The sequence below is a fragment of the Streptoalloteichus hindustanus genome, assembly GCF_900129375.1.
In the GTDB taxonomy this organism is placed as follows: domain Bacteria; phylum Actinomycetota; class Actinomycetes; order Mycobacteriales; family Pseudonocardiaceae; genus Streptoalloteichus; species Streptoalloteichus hindustanus.
The window spans coordinates 104723-120006 of record NZ_FQVN01000002.1; the positions used below are offsets into that span (position 1 = coordinate 104723).

Genomic DNA, 15284 nt, shown 5'->3' on the forward strand with positions numbered 1-15284 from the left:
GCAGGGGGATTCTCATGGGCAGGTACGAGGGGAAGAGGGCCGTCGTCACGGGCGGCACCCACGGGATGGGCCTGGCGATGGTCAGGGCGCTGCTCGACGGCGGCGCCGAGGTGCTGCTGACCGGCCGCGACGAGCGGAACACCGAGGCGGCCAGGACCGAGCTGGGCTCCCGGGTCCGGGTGGTGCGCTCCGACGCGGCGAGCATGGCCGACGTCGACGCGCTCGGCCGACTGGTCGAGGAGGAGTTCGGCGCGGTCGACGCGCTGTTCGTCAACCACGGGTACGCGAAGCTGGAGCCGTTGGCCCAGGTCACCGAGGCCACGTACGACCGGCAGTTCACCGTCAACACCAAGGGCGCGTTCTTCACGGTCCAGCGGTTGGCCCCGCTGGTCAGGGACGGCGGTTCGATCGTGTTCACCAGCTCGGCCTCGGACTCGGGCGGCTTCCCCGACATGATCGTCTACTCGGCGACGAAGGCCGCGCTGTGGTCCTTCGCCCAGAGCCTGGCCGCCGGGCTGCTGCCCCGGCGGATCCGGGTCAACGCCGTCGCGCCCGGGTTCATCGACACCCCGTCGATGGGCATCGACGCGCCGGGGGAGGGGAAGGAGGAGCTGCGCCGGCTGGGCGACGAGATCACGCCGATGCGCCGGCACGGCTCCATGGAGGAGGTCGCGGCGGCCGCGATGTTCCTGGCCTTCGACGCGACCTTCACCACCGCCGTCAAGCTGCCGGTGGACGGGGGACTGGCGCAGCGCATCTCGTAGTCGCCGCTCCGCGGCGCATCGTCCTCAGTGGACGGTCTTGTCCTCAACGGACTCGTCCTCAACGGACAGAAGCCGGGCGTCATCCTCGTCGGGATGGCGCCCGGCTCTTTTTCTTCCTCCGAGCCGGGTTTGGCGACTGAGGGCGCTGGTGTCAGCCGCGGTCGTCGCCGGTGGAGCGGCCGCGACGCGCGCCGACGAGCGTGTCGATGCCGTCGAGCACTCGGTCGAGGCCGAACGCGAAGTCGGCGTCCAGGTCGTCCGGCTCGTCGGTGACGCCGGACTGGATGAGCTTGCTGACCTCGGGAAAGCGTTGTGGGTCAACCAGTTTCGCCAGAACCTGTCCGTACGGCGGCCGGCCCTTCCGCGCGCCGGCGCCCGACGTCCCCCCGGCATCGGTCATCACGGTCTCCTGCGCGGCCGCGTTGCGTACGAAACCGCTGAGCAGCACGATCACCGAGAGCTTCTCGCTCTCGGTGAGCCCGGTTCCGCGCAGGGAGCGCAGGCCGTGCTCCAGCCACGCGATCTGGTTCGGGGTGATCGGCGGCCCGGTGACCGGAACCCGCAGCACCCAGGGGTGGCGCCGCAGTACGGCGAGGTGCTCCCAGGTCCACCGGGACAGCGCCGAGCGCCAGCCCTCGTCCGGCGCCGGGTCCTCCGGCGGGGTCGCGAACACGGCGTCGATCATGAGGTCGAGCAGCTCGTCCTTGGCCGCGACGTAGCGGTAGAGCGACATCGTGGACGCGCCGAGGTCCGTGGCGACCCGCGTCATGGAGACCGCCGCGAGGCCGTCGGCGTCGGCGACGCGCACGGCGGCCCCGACGATCCGACCCAGGCTCAGGCCGGGCCGCGGCCCCTTGCCCGGCCGCTCCCGCACGCCCCACGCCGCCTCGATGCTCGCCGGCACACCGGTGCCGCCCTCGTCCGCTTCCTCGCCCATCGCCGTCGCTTTCCCCGATGTTGACGTTCCCCGCCCGTCTGTGTATAGCATACGCAGCATCGCGTATGAGATACGCAGTAGAGCGTACTGGCTACGCAGTCGGCGGGTCTGGCCGTCGACCACGCCCACTGAGGGGGAGTTCCGGTGGAACACAAGAACGTTCTCGTCTCCGGCGCGAGCATCGCCGGGCCCGCGCTGGCGTACTGGTTGCGCCGACACGGCTTCACGGTCACGGTGGTGGAGCGGTCGCCGGCCCTCCGTGAGGGCGGCTACAAGGTCGACGTCCGGGGCGTCGCCGTCGACGTGGTCGAGCGGATGGGGCTCCTGGCGGAGGTCCGCCGGCAGGCCACCGACATGCGCGGGGGCACGATGCTCAACGCGGCGGGCAGGGTCGTCGCGACCCTGGGCGCCGACGTGATCGGCTTCCGGGACCCCGGCGAGCTGGAGATCCTGCGGGGCGACCTGGCCCGCGTCCTGTTCGAGGCGACCGGGACCGACGTCGAGTACCTGTTCGACACCTCCATCACGGAGATCGAGCAGCGCGCCGACGGCGTGCGGGTGCGCTTCACGCGCGGCGAGCCGCGAACCTTCGACCTGGTCGTCGGGGCCGACGGCCTGCACTCCTGCACGCGGGGGCTGGCCTTCGGCGCGGAGGAGTCGTTCCGCCACGACCTCGGCATCAGCGTCGCGATCTTCAGCGTGCCGAACCACCTCAACCTGGACCGGTGGGAGATGATCTGCTCCGCCCCGGGGCGGCTGGCGAACGTGTACAGCGTCCGGCGGGACGAGAACGCCAAGGCGCAGTTCTTCTTCCGCACGCCGGAGACGGGCTACGACCGGCGGAACGTCCGACAGCAGCGGGAGATCCTGACGGAGGCGTTCGCCGGACAGGGTTGGGAGATCCCGCGCCTGCTCTCCGCCCTGCCGACCGCGCCCGACTTCTACTTCGACTCGCTGAGCCAGATCCGGATGCCCCGGTGGTCCTCGGGTCGGGTGGCGCTGCTCGGGGACGCGGCCTACTGCCCCTCGCCGGCGTCCGGGCAGGGCACGAGCACGGCGCTGGTGGGGGCCTACGTGCTGGCGGGAGAGCTGGCGTCGGCAGGGGGAGACCACCGGGTGGCGTTCGCGCGGTACGAGGAGGCGATGCGGGGGTACGTCGAGCTGAACCAGAAGCTCGGGCAGGAGGCCGCGCGCCAGATGGTGCCCGCGACCCGGTGGCAGGCGTGGCTGCGGGGCGTGTCGATGCGGATGATGCCCTACCTGCCGGGGAAGGACAGGATCATGGAGAAGGTGATGAAGTCCATGCGGGAGGCGGCGAACGGCATCACACTGCGGGACTACTCGACCGCCGCGTCGATCCCGTCACGGATTGATCCTTCATCTGTCCAATGAGGACTTTGCTGGCCCGGCGCCGGCAGGCCTGGCCAGTGGTCCTCAGTGGAAAGATCTTCCCCGTCGCTTGCCGGAACGCCTTGCGGGGCAAGGGGACAGGCCCGTGGTCGGAGTGCCGGACCGCGGGCCTGCCTCGATGGTTGTCTCATGCGAGGAGCCGGCGCACCTCCGCCTCGACCTGGTCCCTGGTCGCGCCCAGCCTGTGCAGCGCGGCCACGGCGTCGCCCTCACCGAGGGCCAGGACGCCCAACAACACGTGCTCGGCGCCGATCCGGGAGTGGCCGAGCCGCAACGCCTCGCGGGAGGTCAGCTCCAGCGCCTTCTTGCTCTCGCCGGTGAACGGGATCGGCAGGGGATGGGTCCCGGTCGACGGCCCGAAGCCTCCGGCGATCTCCTCGCGCACGGCGTCGAGCGACCCGCAGAGCGCGTGGAGTGCCTCGGCTGCCACCGAATCCGGCTCGTGCAGCAGGCCCAGCACGACGTGCTCCGGCGCGATGTGGTCGTGTCCGGCCTGGTGCGCCTCCTCCTGCGCCCGCACGAGGGCGGACCGCGCCGAGGTGTCGTACCGGGCGAAGGTGGCGAGGCCGGACTCCTCGGGGGTGGTGGGTCCCCTGGGCACGAACCGCTTCTGGGCCGCCTGCTTGCTGACGCCCATGCTGTGGCCGATCTCGGTCCACGACGCGCCGGCGTGCCGCGCGCGGTCCACGAAGTGGCCGATCAGGTGGTCGGCGAGTTCGCCGAGGTGGTCGCCGAGCAGGACGGCGTCGCTCAGCTGGTGCAGCGGGTCGCCGTCGGGGTGCCGCTGCCGGATGGCGTTGATGAGGTCGTCCAGACGAGGTGCTTCAGCCATGCGTCAACCGTAGGTTGACGATTGGTGTCCGTCAACCTTGGGTTGACGCGCGTGGGGAGATCACCCGATGGGGCCAGGCGTGCGCGGTCCGTGTGCTCGGACAGGAATTGTTGAACTGGGCCGTTCTTTGGTTAGGCTGCCCTAATCGAGGGGTCGTTACTCCGAACAGATGAAGGAAGGCACCACGATGTCGCAGCCCCGAGCTACCCAGCTCTCCCGCCGTGGCCTGCTCGCCGCGTTCGGCGCCGTCGGCCTCGGCGCCCTGGTCGTCGGGTGCGGGTCCGGCGGCGGCTCGGGCTCCGGCTCCGGCTCGGGGTCGGGGTCGGGGTCGGGCTCGCCCCAGGACGCGGCCTGGTCGTTCACCGACGACCGGAACGAGCGGGCGACCAGCCCGCGCCGCCCCCGGCGGATCACCGCCTACGTCGGGTCGGCCGCCGCGCTGTGGGACTTCGGGCTCCGCGACGAGATCGTCGGCGTGTTCGGGCCCACCAAGCGCAAGGACGGCAGCCCCGACGTCCAGGCCGGCGACCTCGACGTCAACAAGGTGACCATCATCGGCAACGAGTGGGGCTCCTTCGACATCGAGAAGTACGCGGGCCTGCGCCCCGAGCTGCTGGTCACCAACATGTTCCAGCCGAACACGCTCTGGTTCGTGCCCGACGAGGGCAAGGACAAGATCCTCGGGTTCGCCCCCGCGGTGGCCATCAGCAGTGCCAAGGTCTCGCTGCTCTCCGCCATCCAGCGCTACTCCGAACTGGCCCAGTCCCTCGGGGCCGACCTCACGGCGAAGCCGGTCACCGACGCGAAGGCGCGGTTCGAGCGGGCGGCGGAGACGCTGCGCAAGGCGGCCAAGGACAACGGCGGGCTGAAGGTGATCGCCGCCTCGGGCAGCCCCGAGCTGTTCTACGTGTCGGACCCGAACGTCTACCCCGACCTGAGCTACTTCCGCGAGCTGGGCGTGGACATCGTCGTTCCCAACAAGGTCGAGGGTGGTTTCTTCGAGTACCTGAGCTGGGAGAACGCCACCAAGTACCCGGCCGACATCATCATGCTCGACAACCGCACCGCCGCCCTGCAGCCGAACGACCTGGCCTCCCGTCCCGCGTGGGCGAACCTCCCCGCCGTGCGCGCCGGCCAGGTCATCCCGTGGCAGAGCGAACCGCGCTTCTCCTACGCGGGAGCGGCTCCGCTCGTCGAGGCGCTCGCCAAGGCCGTGCAGAGCGCCAAGAAGGTCAGCTGACGCCGACGACGCGCGCCGGGGGTAACGGTCCGTCGGGGGCGGACCATATCCCGGGTGTGACTGCGACGTCGCACTGGCACGTGCTGCTGCTCAACGACGACATCAACACGACCACCACGGTCGCGTACCTGCTGCATCGGCTCTGCGCGTTGTCCGTTCCGGGCGCGGTGGGGCTGACGCGGCAGGTGCACGAGCGCGGTTCCGGGATGGTCGGCTGTTTCCGCGGCCGGGAGGAGGCCGAGGCGTTCGCCGCCCGGCTCCAGCTCCACGGGCTGCACGGCGTGGTGCGGAGCGTCTGATGGGACCGGAGGTCCACTACGCCCAGGACGTCGACTACCTGGAGGCGGTGGCCGCGCCGGACGGCGTCGTGGTGCGGATGTCCGAGAACGTGGCCGTGGTCGTGGAGCACATCCTGGAGCGGTTGACCAGGTTCCTGGCCGACGGCGAAGCGCCAGGGCCTCGGCGCTGGTTCGGCCTGCGCCGCGCACCGTCCACTGAGGACCTGTTGGACCGGATGTTCCCGGACGCCTACCAGGACTCCGCGTCGACCGCCGCGTTCCGGGCGCGGCACCGGTCGGCGATGCGCGCCGAGGCGCTGGCGGCGGCCCAACGCGTCCGGCAGCGCTGGGCGGGCCAGCCGCTGATGTACCTGGAGCGTCAGGATGTCGACGACTGGTTCGTGGTCGCCGGGCTGGCGCGCTTCCTGTTCGGCGGACGGCGGAGGAGCCGCGACGTCATGGAGGTGGTGTGGCTGAACTTCCTGATGGACCGCCTGGTGGCGGCGTCGCACCCGTCGTTGTCCGCCCTCGCCCAGCTTTCCTGAGCCGCCGACCCGCGAACGGCTCTCGCCGACCACCGGCCGGCGAGAGTCCGTCACCGCGACCGGGCCGTGGCGGTTCCGCCGTTTCCTCGGCCCTGCTCGGGAAGCCACACAGGTCCTGCCTGGGGCGTCACACGGTCAGGCGGCGGAACATCCGGTACACCAGCTCGGCGCCCTGACGCAGCGCGTCGACGCGGACACGTTCGTCGTCGCCGTGCATCGAGATGACCGAGGCGTTGTCCACGACGTAGGGGTAGATGCCGTAGACCGGAACTCCCCGCTGGTTCCAGGGATATCCGCTGGTCGCCGCCTCGAACATCGCCGGAACGGCGGGAACCCCTGGCAGGACCTCCGCCGCCGCGGCCCGCCACGCGGTGAAGACGTCGGTGTCGGTCGGCGCCGGCTCGGCGGCCCACCGCTCCTCCAGCAGGGCCAGGAGTTGGTCCTGGGACACGCCGGCGGGCGTCACCAACGCCACCTCGACCCCGTCGCCGACGAGGGACCGGAAGCGGTCCAGCACGGCCGAGGGCCGTTGCCCCTGCGGGACGATCCGGACTCCGATCTGGACCGAGGCGCGGGAGGGGATGACGTTGGTCTTGTAGCCGCCGTCCTGGATGACGTAGGAGATCGTCGTCCGCAGCAACGCGTTGTGCAGCCAGGGATAGGGGCTGCGCTCCACGACGAGTCGGGCGGCGCGTTCGGTCTGCCGCGGGGACTGGGCGTGCAGCAGCAGTCGGATCGCGTGCGCGAACACCGGGTCGTTCGTCGCGCCCGCGAGCGCCTCGAAGTAACCGCGGTTGATCGGGGTGAGCGCGACTTCCGGTTGGTACTCGCCGATCCTGCTGACCGCGCGGTTGACGCGGAGGATCGCCGAGTCCGGCATGGGCTTCGACGAGTGCGTCGCGGTTCCCCTGGCGCTGAGCCGGACCACCATGGGAACCCGGTCGAGGCAGGTCATGGACAGCAGCATCGGCGTGCGGCCATCCCGTTGGGCCAGTTGCCAACCGCCCTCGGTGAGCACCGTGCCCACCTCCAGCAGCTCCGGCTTCTGCTTGACCAGCCAGGGAGTCCCGTGCGGGCCGCCCTCCTCGTCGGCGTCCGACAGGAAGACCACGTCCCGGTCGAACCGCGCGCCCTCGCGGACGAGCCGCAACAACGCGGCCATGAACGCCGCGTTCGTGCCCTTCATGTCGATCGCGCCCCGACCCCACAGCTCGCCGTCCACGATCTCGGCGGCGAACGGGTCCCGACGCCAGTTCTCGCGCTCCACCGGCACGACGTCGGAGTGGCAGAGCAGCAGCAGCGGGGCTTTGGCTCCGGTGCCCCTGATGCGGGCGATGAGGTGGACGTTGTCCGCTTTCGGCGTCGGCACAAGGGAAGTGCTGACACCGTGCGCCTCCCAGACGGCCTGGAGCACGCGGGCGTGCGGCAGCGTCACACCGCCCTGGCCGTGGTGCGAGGTGTCGAACCGGATCATGGTCCGGGCCAGGGACACCACGTCGATGTCCCGCGGGTCGTGGCGCGGCGGGTTCGGTGACCCGGGTGGCTCAGGTGACTGAGGTGACTCGGCTGCCTGTGGTGTCATCTGCGGCTCCGGAAGGAGGGCGGGCGCGGTGAGACCCGCGCCGGCGGCCCGGAGGAAACCCCTGCGGTCGAACCCTGGGGGAGTCACGACCGCGAGCATATTGGGGATGTCGACCCCCCGAACCCGTTCGACCCGAACTTTCCGCCACAACGACCGGTCCGCCCGTCCTGACCGCGGCTATGCCGTCGTCCTGGCTTCGAGCAGGGCCGCCCCGGTCGCGTAGAGCTGGATGAGGAGAGGGCGGAGCAGCGCGCCAGCCGGGCTCAGCGCGTAGCGCGTCCGCACGGGAAACCCCGCGAGCTGCTCGCGGACGACCAACCCGCGCGCCTCCAGCTCGCGCAGCCGCTCGGTGAGGATCTTGGCACTGAGGTCGGGCAGGCGTTCCCGGAGCTCACCGAACGACCACGGCCCGTGCGACAACTCCCGCACCACGAGCGTGGTCCACCGCCCGGCGACGGCCGCCAGCGCCACCTCGACCGGGCACTCCGCCTCCGGACGTCGCGTCCGCCCCCGACCGTCCGGCACCAGCTCCGGGTCCCAGCCGTGAGTTTCCGTTTGGTGACCGTCGTCGCGACCGTCTTCGCTCACGGCATGACCTCCCCTGACCACCAGCCCAGTGTGCCTCTGACGACCGACCCCGCCCAACACCCGGCCGTGTTCGCCGCGGCCTTCAACACCGGACGCGGCGACCTGCTCGACCTCGTCTACGAGCGAGAAGCGGTCTTCGTGGCCCGCCAGGGACGCACCGTCACCGGCGCGGAGCGCCAGGAGGCCAACGAGCGGTTCCTCACCCTGGGCCTGCCCATCACCGTCCACCCCAGACACACCTACGTCGCCGACGACATCGCCCTCCTCATCGTGGACTGGGTCATCGACGGCACCGACCCCGACGGCCAACACGTGCACATCGAGGGCACCGCGACCGACGTCGCCCGCCGAGGACCGGACGGAAAGTGGCGCTACGTCATCGACAACCCGTTCGGCACCAGCACAGCGCCCGCCACTGTCCACTAAGGACCAACCCGCAAAGGGTTCACGCAGCGAGGATGTCGCCCTGCCCCCAGCGCAGCAGCCGGCTCGGCCACTCCCGTTGTTCCGGAGTGTCGGGCACGCTGTGCCCACGCGCCTGTTCGACCTGCCGCCACGCTTCCCCAGGCTCGACACCGTTCAGAACCAGCACTGCCGCGGCCAGCAGCGATGCCCGACCAATTCCGAAGCGGCAGTGCGTGACGACGTGTGCCCCGTCCTGGAACCACCGGGCGAGCTCGCGCAGAGTGGACACGACGGCAGGCAGATCGGGAACGGACCGGTCGGGAATCGGGACGGAGACGAACCGCAGCCCGGCTTCACGCGCCGCTCGCGGCTCCTCGGTCAGGTCCAGGTCTGCGAGCTCCTCGGAGGTGAGGGCACAGACGAGAACGCCAACCCCGGCGGATCTCAACCCGGCCATCTCGTCATCGAGCCAGTCACCACCCCGAGGACGAGCCATGGTGCTCAACCGACCCGCACCCGAATGCCGCACCGTGTGAAGAGTGGGTCGCAGGGTGGACAGGGTGCCTCCTTCTGTCTCGTTGTTCATGTCATTCGACTGGAGCGACACGTCGAACCGGCCAAGTCAGAACGTCGGTGGGTGCCCTTCTCACCGGAAGGGCACCTACCGCTCGCCAGGCGTTCTCAGTCGTCCGTCTCAGTCGTCCGTCAGCGTCGGGTACAGGCTGCCCGCCGAGGCGAGCACATCACGTAGGGCGAGCGCCTTCTCGCTGGTGACAGCGGTGACGTCCTCGCCAATCGTGAGCAGATGCCCACCCGCGACCTGTTCCACGCTCACACCCTCGGGCAGAACATCCGGCAGAGGTCTGGCCAACGACAAATAGGTCATCGCGCCGACATAAGGTATGTGTTGCTCCCTGTTTTCGCTCTGGTCCTCCCGCATCGACGAGGAGGTCACAATTCCCCAGTCGGGGTCCCACGTGTCGGCCACGGCTTCCAACACGCCGCTGAGCTTGCTCGGGTCGTAGAGAGACGCGGAAATATCTCTTTCGGTGTCCAGATCCGGGAGACTCACAACGACGGTGTTCAGCATGGCGGCAGCGTAGGAACCGCATGAGGAGCGAAGCTGCACCGATCGTTCTCGGTCGCCGTTCCAGACACTGAAGACGAAGCCAAGGTGCTCGAACACCTGGCCTCCACTGCGGTTCCGCCCGGACTCCACCACAGGGCGCAGTGCCTTGGGGGTGTGCTGTAGCGGCGTCGCCGCCGCCTTGGACCTGCCCACCCTCCGCCAGGAGGAGAGGATCGGGTCGATGGGCTCCAACTGTCTGAGAAAGCGGGCCAGCCGTCCGGCGCACTCGTCGACGCCCTCTTGTCTCGGCCCCCAGTAGGCTCCCAGGTAGAAGTAGTTGTGCGTCAGTTCTCCAAACAAGAGTGGGAGAGGCCGCACGGAACAGCCCGATCACTCGATCGGCGCGACCTCGGTGACGATCTCGCTGTCCCCGTCGTCGTACCTCCTGACGAGAAGGAACTCCTGTCCGCTCAGCGGAAGCGTCACCGCATCTCCCGGCCGGCCAGTCTTCGGATCGACCTCGACGGCCTCGACCTTGTCGAACTCGCCGTCACCGGGGAGCAGTCGCACAAAGGCGTACTGCTCGCCGCTCGATGTGGAAACGACAATCCAACTGTGGTCGTGGTACGAGTCGGGCCGAAACTCGTAGCGGGGTAGCTGCTTCGCCTCCCTGGGGGCACGGGCATCCATCGCGACCGGTCGGGAGACGAACACTTCATAAAGGCAATTCGCGAGGTGGTCCCAGTCGTCGTGCACCTCGATGTCACGCCAGCCGAGAAGCGCCCTGTCCGCGATCGGTGTCAGCGCCCTGAGGCCCGCCCGAAACATGTTGATCATATCGCTGATCTTCATGCTGAAGAAGTCGTCGATGCTTCCTTCGATGGGGAAACGCATTTTCCTGTCCTACGGGTCGAGTCGTGGTTTGGGGAAGTGGGTGGCGCGGTGGAAGCTGGCCGCCACTCGACCTCCGCGTCTCCCCACCGGTGGCGGATCTCATGTGGAGCGTCTGGGGCGCTCTGCTGCGACGGCCTCGCTCACGATCTCGCAGTCCCCACCGCTGTCTCGTCTGTAGAGAAGAAACGACGGTGTCTTCCCAGGGAATCTCGACCAGGTCTCCTGGCTGACCTGTCTCCACGTCCACCTCCACGGCTTGGACGGTGTCGAACTGGCCATCACCAGAAAGCAGGCGGGCAAACGCGTAACACGTGCCGCTCGGAGATCGCGCCGCGATCCAGCAGCGCCCTGAGGCCCACCCGGAACACGTCGATCACGTCGGTGATCGTCGTGCTGAAGAACTCGGTTTCGCTGTCGCCCTGTGCGTCGGGTGTCTCCACAGTCTGGTGATCCAAGTGCTTCGCGCCTGCCCTGCGCCACCACTTTGCCGCGTTCCGCGCCAGGTGTGGAGAAGATCCGCCCGCTGCCCCTTTCGAATCTCGGAGACAGTGGGAGGTCGCGGGCGTCAGCCCTGCGGCCTCCCCTGACCTCGCGGCTTCCCCCACGAGCCCGACCGCTGCGGGTGGTCGGGTGACGAGGTCGTTGTCACTGGTCCTGTTGGATCTTTCCTTGGGGGTCGATGCGGTCGGCTTCCGCCGTCATCGCCTGTGAGATGTCGTCCCAGTCGGGGCCGAAGTTGTACAGGTCGGCCGCGGCTTCCCTGAGGAGGTCCGGGTCGTCGGGTCGTTGGAGGCAGGCCAGGCGGTAGGCCAGATTGCGTGCCCACACGGGGAAGAGGCAGTCCTTCTCGGTGACGTCGTTCAGCATCGCGACGATCTCGTCGGGACCGGCGAAGGTCAGAAGCTCGACGAATGCGATCCTGTCGCTCAGGATCTCCTGCTCGCGTCGAGTGTCCGTCACCTCGCCAATGAGAAGCCGCGCTGCCTCCGTCAGTTCGTTCACCGCTTCGCCCAATCCTGGAGAAGTAGGTCAAGATCGCGACAGTACCGTTCGGGAGTGGGAGGGAGCGGTAGCCGACGGAAGGGGCCGAGGCCATCGTTTCCTCGTTGCCTGCCGAGCGAGTTCCTGTCCTCGGGGCGGGGAAGCGCGGTGTGTCACCGATGTCCGATGTCAGTGGAGTGGGACAGACTCGGGGCCATGCGCGCGAGCCGACTGGTCTCCACTCTGCTGCTGCTCCAGAGCCGTGGGCGTATGACGGCGAAGGAGCTGGCTGAGGAGCTTGAGGTGTCGGTGCGCACCGTGTACCGCGACATGGATTCCCTCAGTGCGGCCGGTGTTCCGCTGTACGGTGAGCCCGGTCATGATGGGGGATACCAGCTTCTCGACGGCTATCGCACCCAACTGACCGGACTCACCGCGGGCGAGGCGGAGTCCCTGTTCCTGACCGCGTTGCCCGCGGTGGCCGCAGATCTCGGGCTGGGCACGGCGGTTTCCGCCACTCAACTCAAGCTTTTGGCCGCCCTGCCGGGAGAACTGCGTGAGCGTGCGGAACGGATCTCGGAGCGTTTCCACCTCGATGCGCCGTCCTGGTACAGGGACGGGGATCGCACGCCGCACCTCACCGTCGTCGCCGACGCGGTGTGGAACCAGCGCGTCATCCGGATGCGATACGAGCGCTGGGCCGAACCGCACACGGTGTCGCGGACGGTGGAGCCGTACGGCCTGGTTCTCAAGGCGGGCCACTGGTATCTCGTCGCGTGTCATGCCGGGACGATGCGCACCTACCGCGTCTCACGGGTCCTGGACGTCGAGGTCGGCGCCGAAACCTTCGACCGCGCGCCGGACTTCGACCTCGTCGGCCACTGGCGTGTCTACTTGGAACAGTTCGACGCCCGACGCCACAACGGCGAGGCGACTCTTCGGCTCTCTCCCCGAGCGCTGGCGCGTCTGCCGCACTTCCTGGAGCCGGCCCTCGCGCGGTCCGCCCACGAGACCGCGTCCGAGCCGGATTCGGCCGGCTGGACCCGGGTCACGATCCCCGTCGAGTCCGCCGAGCACACCCTGTCCGAGTTGTTGAAGCTCGGCGACGACGTCGAAGTCCTCGCCCCAACGGAACTTCGCGAGCAGATGGTGCGGACGCTGCGCGCCATGCTGGGCCGCTACGAGCGGTCGAGTCCCCTCAGCCGACGCGGGTCAGTCCCGGACGCGCCGGCCGAGAGCGTCGGCCAGGAACACCGCGGCGACCATCACCGCGGCGAGTCCGACGACCACCGCGAGCGGTAGCCCGGCGGGCTCGCCGTCGACGCGGATGACGCCCATGAAGTCGAGGACGGGCAGGCCGTTGACCGCGCCGTACCACACTGGCAGGTAAACGGCCTGGAAGAGGCGGTGAGTGCGGCTCAGCGAGCCGAGCAGCAGCGCGAGCGAGGGGATGAAGACCGCGCCCGCCGTCCACGCGGCCACGCCGGCCCAGTCCGAGATCGACATCATCTTCAGCAGCGGAACGATCCCGACCGCCGCGGTGAGCGCGAACCCCGACAGCCACTCCGCGATGAGTCGCTGACGCGCCGTCGGATACGCGCCGAGCAGCGCGGAAACACCGTGCTCGTGCCGTTGGGTGCCCAGGCGGGACCAGATCAGAACCGGCCAGAGCCAGGCGACGGGCAGCATGACCCGCGTGATGTTGGTGGCGGGGGCGAGAGTGCTGGTCGCGGCGATGAACACCGCGCCGCCCCACCACCACGGGCGCACACCCTGCACGAGAATGCGCAGCTCTCCCCACAGCAGACGGGCGAAGGAACCGCCGGCGACGACGGCGGACCGCGGCAGCCGGGGAGCGTCCGCCACGTAGTCAGGGGAGTGCTCCAGCCGCACGAGGGAGGCGGGCGCGGCCTCGGTGGCGGGCGCGTCGCCCGGCGCGGGCGTGCCCGGCCAGATCCGGAGGGTTCGGGCGGGGTCGAACCGGCCGAACCACAGGGCGGGCAGCAGGGCCAGGACCACCGCGAGCCCGACCAGCCCCAGCCGGCTGACCACGAAGTCCGCGCTCGGCGTGAAACCGTTCCACACGAACGTCTTCAGTGGGTCTTCCAGGTAGGTCAGGCCCAGGCTGAAGTCGCCGCTGGTCAGGTCGAGCCCCTGGGCCTCCATCTCGGACACCAGCGACCGCACGACCGCGTGCACCCCGATTCCGCCGAGCGGGAACTTCGGCGACTGGCCCAGGAGCGCGAACACCGACCAGCAGAAGAACCAGACGATGTTGCCGACACCCGTGCGCAGCCCGGGAACCAGCTCGAAGAACAGGGCGGCGCCGGCCGTCGCGGTGACCAGCGGCATCGCGATGAGCACGAACGGCGAGAGCAACGCGACCGGATCGACCACTGTGGACTCGCCCCGCGCGAGCTGCATCACCAACGCCGTCACGGCCAGCGCGCCGACCATGGAGCCGAGCACCATGACGTTGCTGAGGAACTTGGCCGCCAGGTAGACGGGCGTGCGCAGCGGGGTCGCGGCGAGCGCGAGCCCCACCCGCGTGCTCTCGTCCCTCGCGATCGCGTTGCGCACCACGTAGAAACCGCCGAGCGTGAGCCACAGGGCGCTGGCGAGCGCGGTCACCATTCCGACGTAGGCGCTGTTGTAGACGCCTCGGTACTCGCCGACCTGCATGATGACCCAGTGGGCGTCGACTCCCGGCGTGGCGAAGTAGCCCAGGGCCACGGCGGCCAGCAGGATCACTACGTACGCCGGACGCCGGACCCGGTCGCGGAAGTCGCCAAGAGCGAGCCCGCCCACCGCCCTGACGCTCACCGTCCTGACGCGCACCGGTCTGATGTGGACAGTGCTCGTCACCGCGCCACCGCCGTCCCGGCCGAGGAACGCTGGAGCACGTCGAGGTAGACGTCCTCCAGGTCCGGCGTGACCGGCACCGCGTCCGGTACCGGCGGCACCGCCGACAGCACCCGCATCCGCACCCCGGAGGGCGTGCGCACCATGCGGCTCACCACGAACCGGGACTGGACCGCGTTGACGTGGGCCGAAGGGACGAGCATCTCCCAGACCTGTCCGTCGATCTCGCGCAGCAGGTCCTCCGGCGTGCCCCGGCGGCGCAGCCGGCCCTGCGCCACGATCGCGATGTCGGCGGCCACCGACTCCACGTCGGAGACGATGTGCGTGGACAGCAACACGACGCGGTCGGCGGCGAGTTCGCTGAGCAGGTTGCGGAACCGCACCCGCTCCTCCGGGTCCAGACCCGCGGTCGGCTCGTCGACGATGATCACGCGCGGGTCGGCCAGCAGGGCCTGCGCGATGCCCACCCGCCGCAGCATGCCGCCGGAGTACTTGCCCAGCGGGCGCTTCGCGGCCTCGGTGAGGTTGACCAGCGTGAGCAGCTCGTCGATCCGGGCACGAGCCGAGCGCGCCGAGATCCCCTTGGCCGCGGCGAGGTAGGACAGGAACTCGCGGGCGGTCAGGTTCGGGTAGACCCCGAAGTCCTGCGGCAGGTAACCGAGAACGCGGCGCAGCGCGTTCGGCCGCGCCACGACGTCGGTGCCCTCGAAGAGAACCCGGCCACTGGTGGGCCGGGTGACCGTCGCCATGATCCGCATCAGGGACGACTTCCCCGCCCCGTTCGGGCCGAGCAGACCGACCATCCCGGTCCCCAGCCGCAACGACATCCCGTCGACGGCCCGCTTCCCGCCCCGGTAGACCTTGGTGACCTCGATCAGTTCGAGCATGTCGCGTCCG

The 15284-nt window shown here is 69.7% G+C and carries 18 protein-coding genes; 7 read left to right on the forward strand and 11 right to left on the reverse strand.

The window, feature by feature from the left end:
• The first annotated feature begins 14 nt into the window (after positions 1-14).
• Entirely contained in the window at positions 15-764 is a 750-nt protein-coding gene (locus BUE43_RS06040; RefSeq protein ID WP_073480416.1) for an SDR family oxidoreductase, read from the forward strand.
• A 151-nt stretch (positions 765-915) separates the two neighbouring features.
• Here BUE43_RS06040 and BUE43_RS06045 read toward each other — a convergent pair whose 3' ends face one another.
• Complete coding sequence (locus tag BUE43_RS06045; protein WP_073480417.1) at positions 916-1701, reverse strand: TetR/AcrR family transcriptional regulator; 786 nt, start codon at positions 1699-1701, stop codon at positions 916-918.
• A gap of 144 nt (positions 1702-1845) precedes the next feature.
• Here BUE43_RS06045 and BUE43_RS06050 point away from each other — a divergent pair, with 144 nt between their 5' ends.
• Positions 1846-3093 (forward strand): FAD-dependent monooxygenase, encoded by a 1248-nt coding sequence (locus tag BUE43_RS06050; RefSeq protein ID WP_073480418.1) that lies wholly within the window; start codon positions 1846-1848, stop codon positions 3091-3093.
• A gap of 145 nt (positions 3094-3238) precedes the next feature.
• Here the strand turns inward: BUE43_RS06050 and BUE43_RS06055 are convergent, their stop codons facing one another.
• Positions 3239-3943, reverse strand: coding sequence for a Clp protease N-terminal domain-containing protein (locus tag BUE43_RS06055; protein ID WP_073480419.1), 705 nt, complete (start codon positions 3941-3943; stop codon positions 3239-3241).
• A gap of 169 nt (positions 3944-4112) precedes the next feature.
• Between BUE43_RS06055 and BUE43_RS06060 the strand changes: the two genes are divergently transcribed.
• From BUE43_RS06060 to BUE43_RS06070, 3 genes are read left to right on the forward strand one after another with little or no spacing between them, the layout of a single operon-like run.
• Positions 4113-5183 carry an ABC transporter substrate-binding protein gene (locus tag BUE43_RS06060; protein ID WP_234995574.1) on the forward strand — a complete coding sequence of 357 codons (1071 nt, stop codon included), beginning with the start codon at positions 4113-4115 and terminating at the stop codon, positions 5181-5183.
• Positions 5184-5239: 56 nt separating this feature from the next.
• Positions 5240-5482 (forward strand): ATP-dependent Clp protease adaptor ClpS, encoded by a 243-nt coding sequence (locus BUE43_RS34070; RefSeq protein WP_159447697.1) that lies wholly within the window; start codon positions 5240-5242, stop codon positions 5480-5482.
• A complete protein-coding gene (locus BUE43_RS06070; protein WP_073480422.1) occupies positions 5482-6006 on the forward strand; it encodes a DUF2017 family protein in 525 nt (174 codons plus the stop codon). Before BUE43_RS34070 ends, BUE43_RS06070 begins: the two co-directional genes overlap by 1 nt.
• 127 nt (positions 6007-6133) lie before the next feature.
• Here the strand turns inward: BUE43_RS06070 and BUE43_RS06075 are convergent, their stop codons facing one another.
• Both BUE43_RS06075 and BUE43_RS06080 read right to left on the reverse strand, forming a co-directional pair.
• Positions 6134-7501: a M20/M25/M40 family metallo-hydrolase gene (locus tag BUE43_RS06075; protein WP_073480423.1), complete on the reverse strand. Its 1368-nt coding sequence runs from the start codon at positions 7499-7501 to the stop codon at positions 6134-6136.
• Between the two features lie 264 nt (positions 7502-7765).
• On the reverse strand, positions 7766-8176 hold the full coding sequence (locus BUE43_RS06080) for a winged helix-turn-helix transcriptional regulator (RefSeq protein WP_073480424.1): 411 nt from the start codon (positions 8174-8176) through the stop codon (positions 7766-7768).
• A gap of 3 nt (positions 8177-8179) precedes the next feature.
• Between BUE43_RS06080 and BUE43_RS06085 the strand changes: the two genes are divergently transcribed.
• Positions 8180-8602: a YybH family protein gene (locus BUE43_RS06085; RefSeq protein WP_073480923.1), complete on the forward strand. Its 423-nt coding sequence runs from the start codon at positions 8180-8182 to the stop codon at positions 8600-8602.
• A gap of 19 nt (positions 8603-8621) precedes the next feature.
• Here BUE43_RS06085 and BUE43_RS06090 read toward each other — a convergent pair whose 3' ends face one another.
• The 5 genes from BUE43_RS06090 to BUE43_RS06105 form a co-directional block, all read right to left on the reverse strand.
• Complete coding sequence (locus BUE43_RS06090; protein WP_234995621.1) at positions 8622-9077, reverse strand: protein-tyrosine phosphatase family protein; 456 nt, start codon at positions 9075-9077, stop codon at positions 8622-8624.
• Positions 9078-9275: 198 nt separating this feature from the next.
• A complete protein-coding gene (locus tag BUE43_RS06095; protein WP_073480425.1) occupies positions 9276-10028 on the reverse strand; it encodes an Imm52 family immunity protein in 753 nt (250 codons plus the stop codon).
• A gap of 12 nt (positions 10029-10040) precedes the next feature.
• Positions 10041-10544 carry a hypothetical protein gene (locus BUE43_RS06100; RefSeq protein ID WP_073480426.1) on the reverse strand — a complete coding sequence of 168 codons (504 nt, stop codon included), beginning with the start codon at positions 10542-10544 and terminating at the stop codon, positions 10041-10043.
• A 278-nt stretch (positions 10545-10822) separates the two neighbouring features.
• Complete coding sequence (locus BUE43_RS34075; protein WP_159447698.1) at positions 10823-10984, reverse strand: hypothetical protein; 162 nt, start codon at positions 10982-10984, stop codon at positions 10823-10825.
• Between the two features lie 205 nt (positions 10985-11189).
• Positions 11190-11546, reverse strand: coding sequence for a hypothetical protein (locus tag BUE43_RS06105; protein ID WP_073480427.1), 357 nt, complete (start codon positions 11544-11546; stop codon positions 11190-11192).
• A 195-nt stretch (positions 11547-11741) separates the two neighbouring features.
• On the opposite strand from BUE43_RS06105, the gene BUE43_RS06110 reads away from it, so the two are divergent.
• Positions 11742-12827: a helix-turn-helix transcriptional regulator gene (locus tag BUE43_RS06110; RefSeq protein ID WP_083959491.1), complete on the forward strand. Its 1086-nt coding sequence runs from the start codon at positions 11742-11744 to the stop codon at positions 12825-12827.
• Here the strand turns inward: BUE43_RS06110 and BUE43_RS06115 are convergent.
• The gene (locus BUE43_RS06115) at positions 12738-14390 is read right to left on the reverse strand and encodes a hypothetical protein (protein ID WP_200797394.1); all 1653 of its coding nucleotides are present in this window, start codon (positions 14388-14390) and stop codon (positions 12738-12740) included. The genes BUE43_RS06110 and BUE43_RS06115 overlap by 90 nt on opposite strands.
• Entirely contained in the window at positions 14387-15274 is an 888-nt protein-coding gene (locus tag BUE43_RS06120) for an ABC transporter ATP-binding protein (RefSeq protein WP_073480428.1), read from the reverse strand. The genes BUE43_RS06115 and BUE43_RS06120 overlap by 4 nt, the downstream gene beginning before the upstream one ends.
• Between the last annotated feature and the right edge of the window lie 10 nt (positions 15275-15284).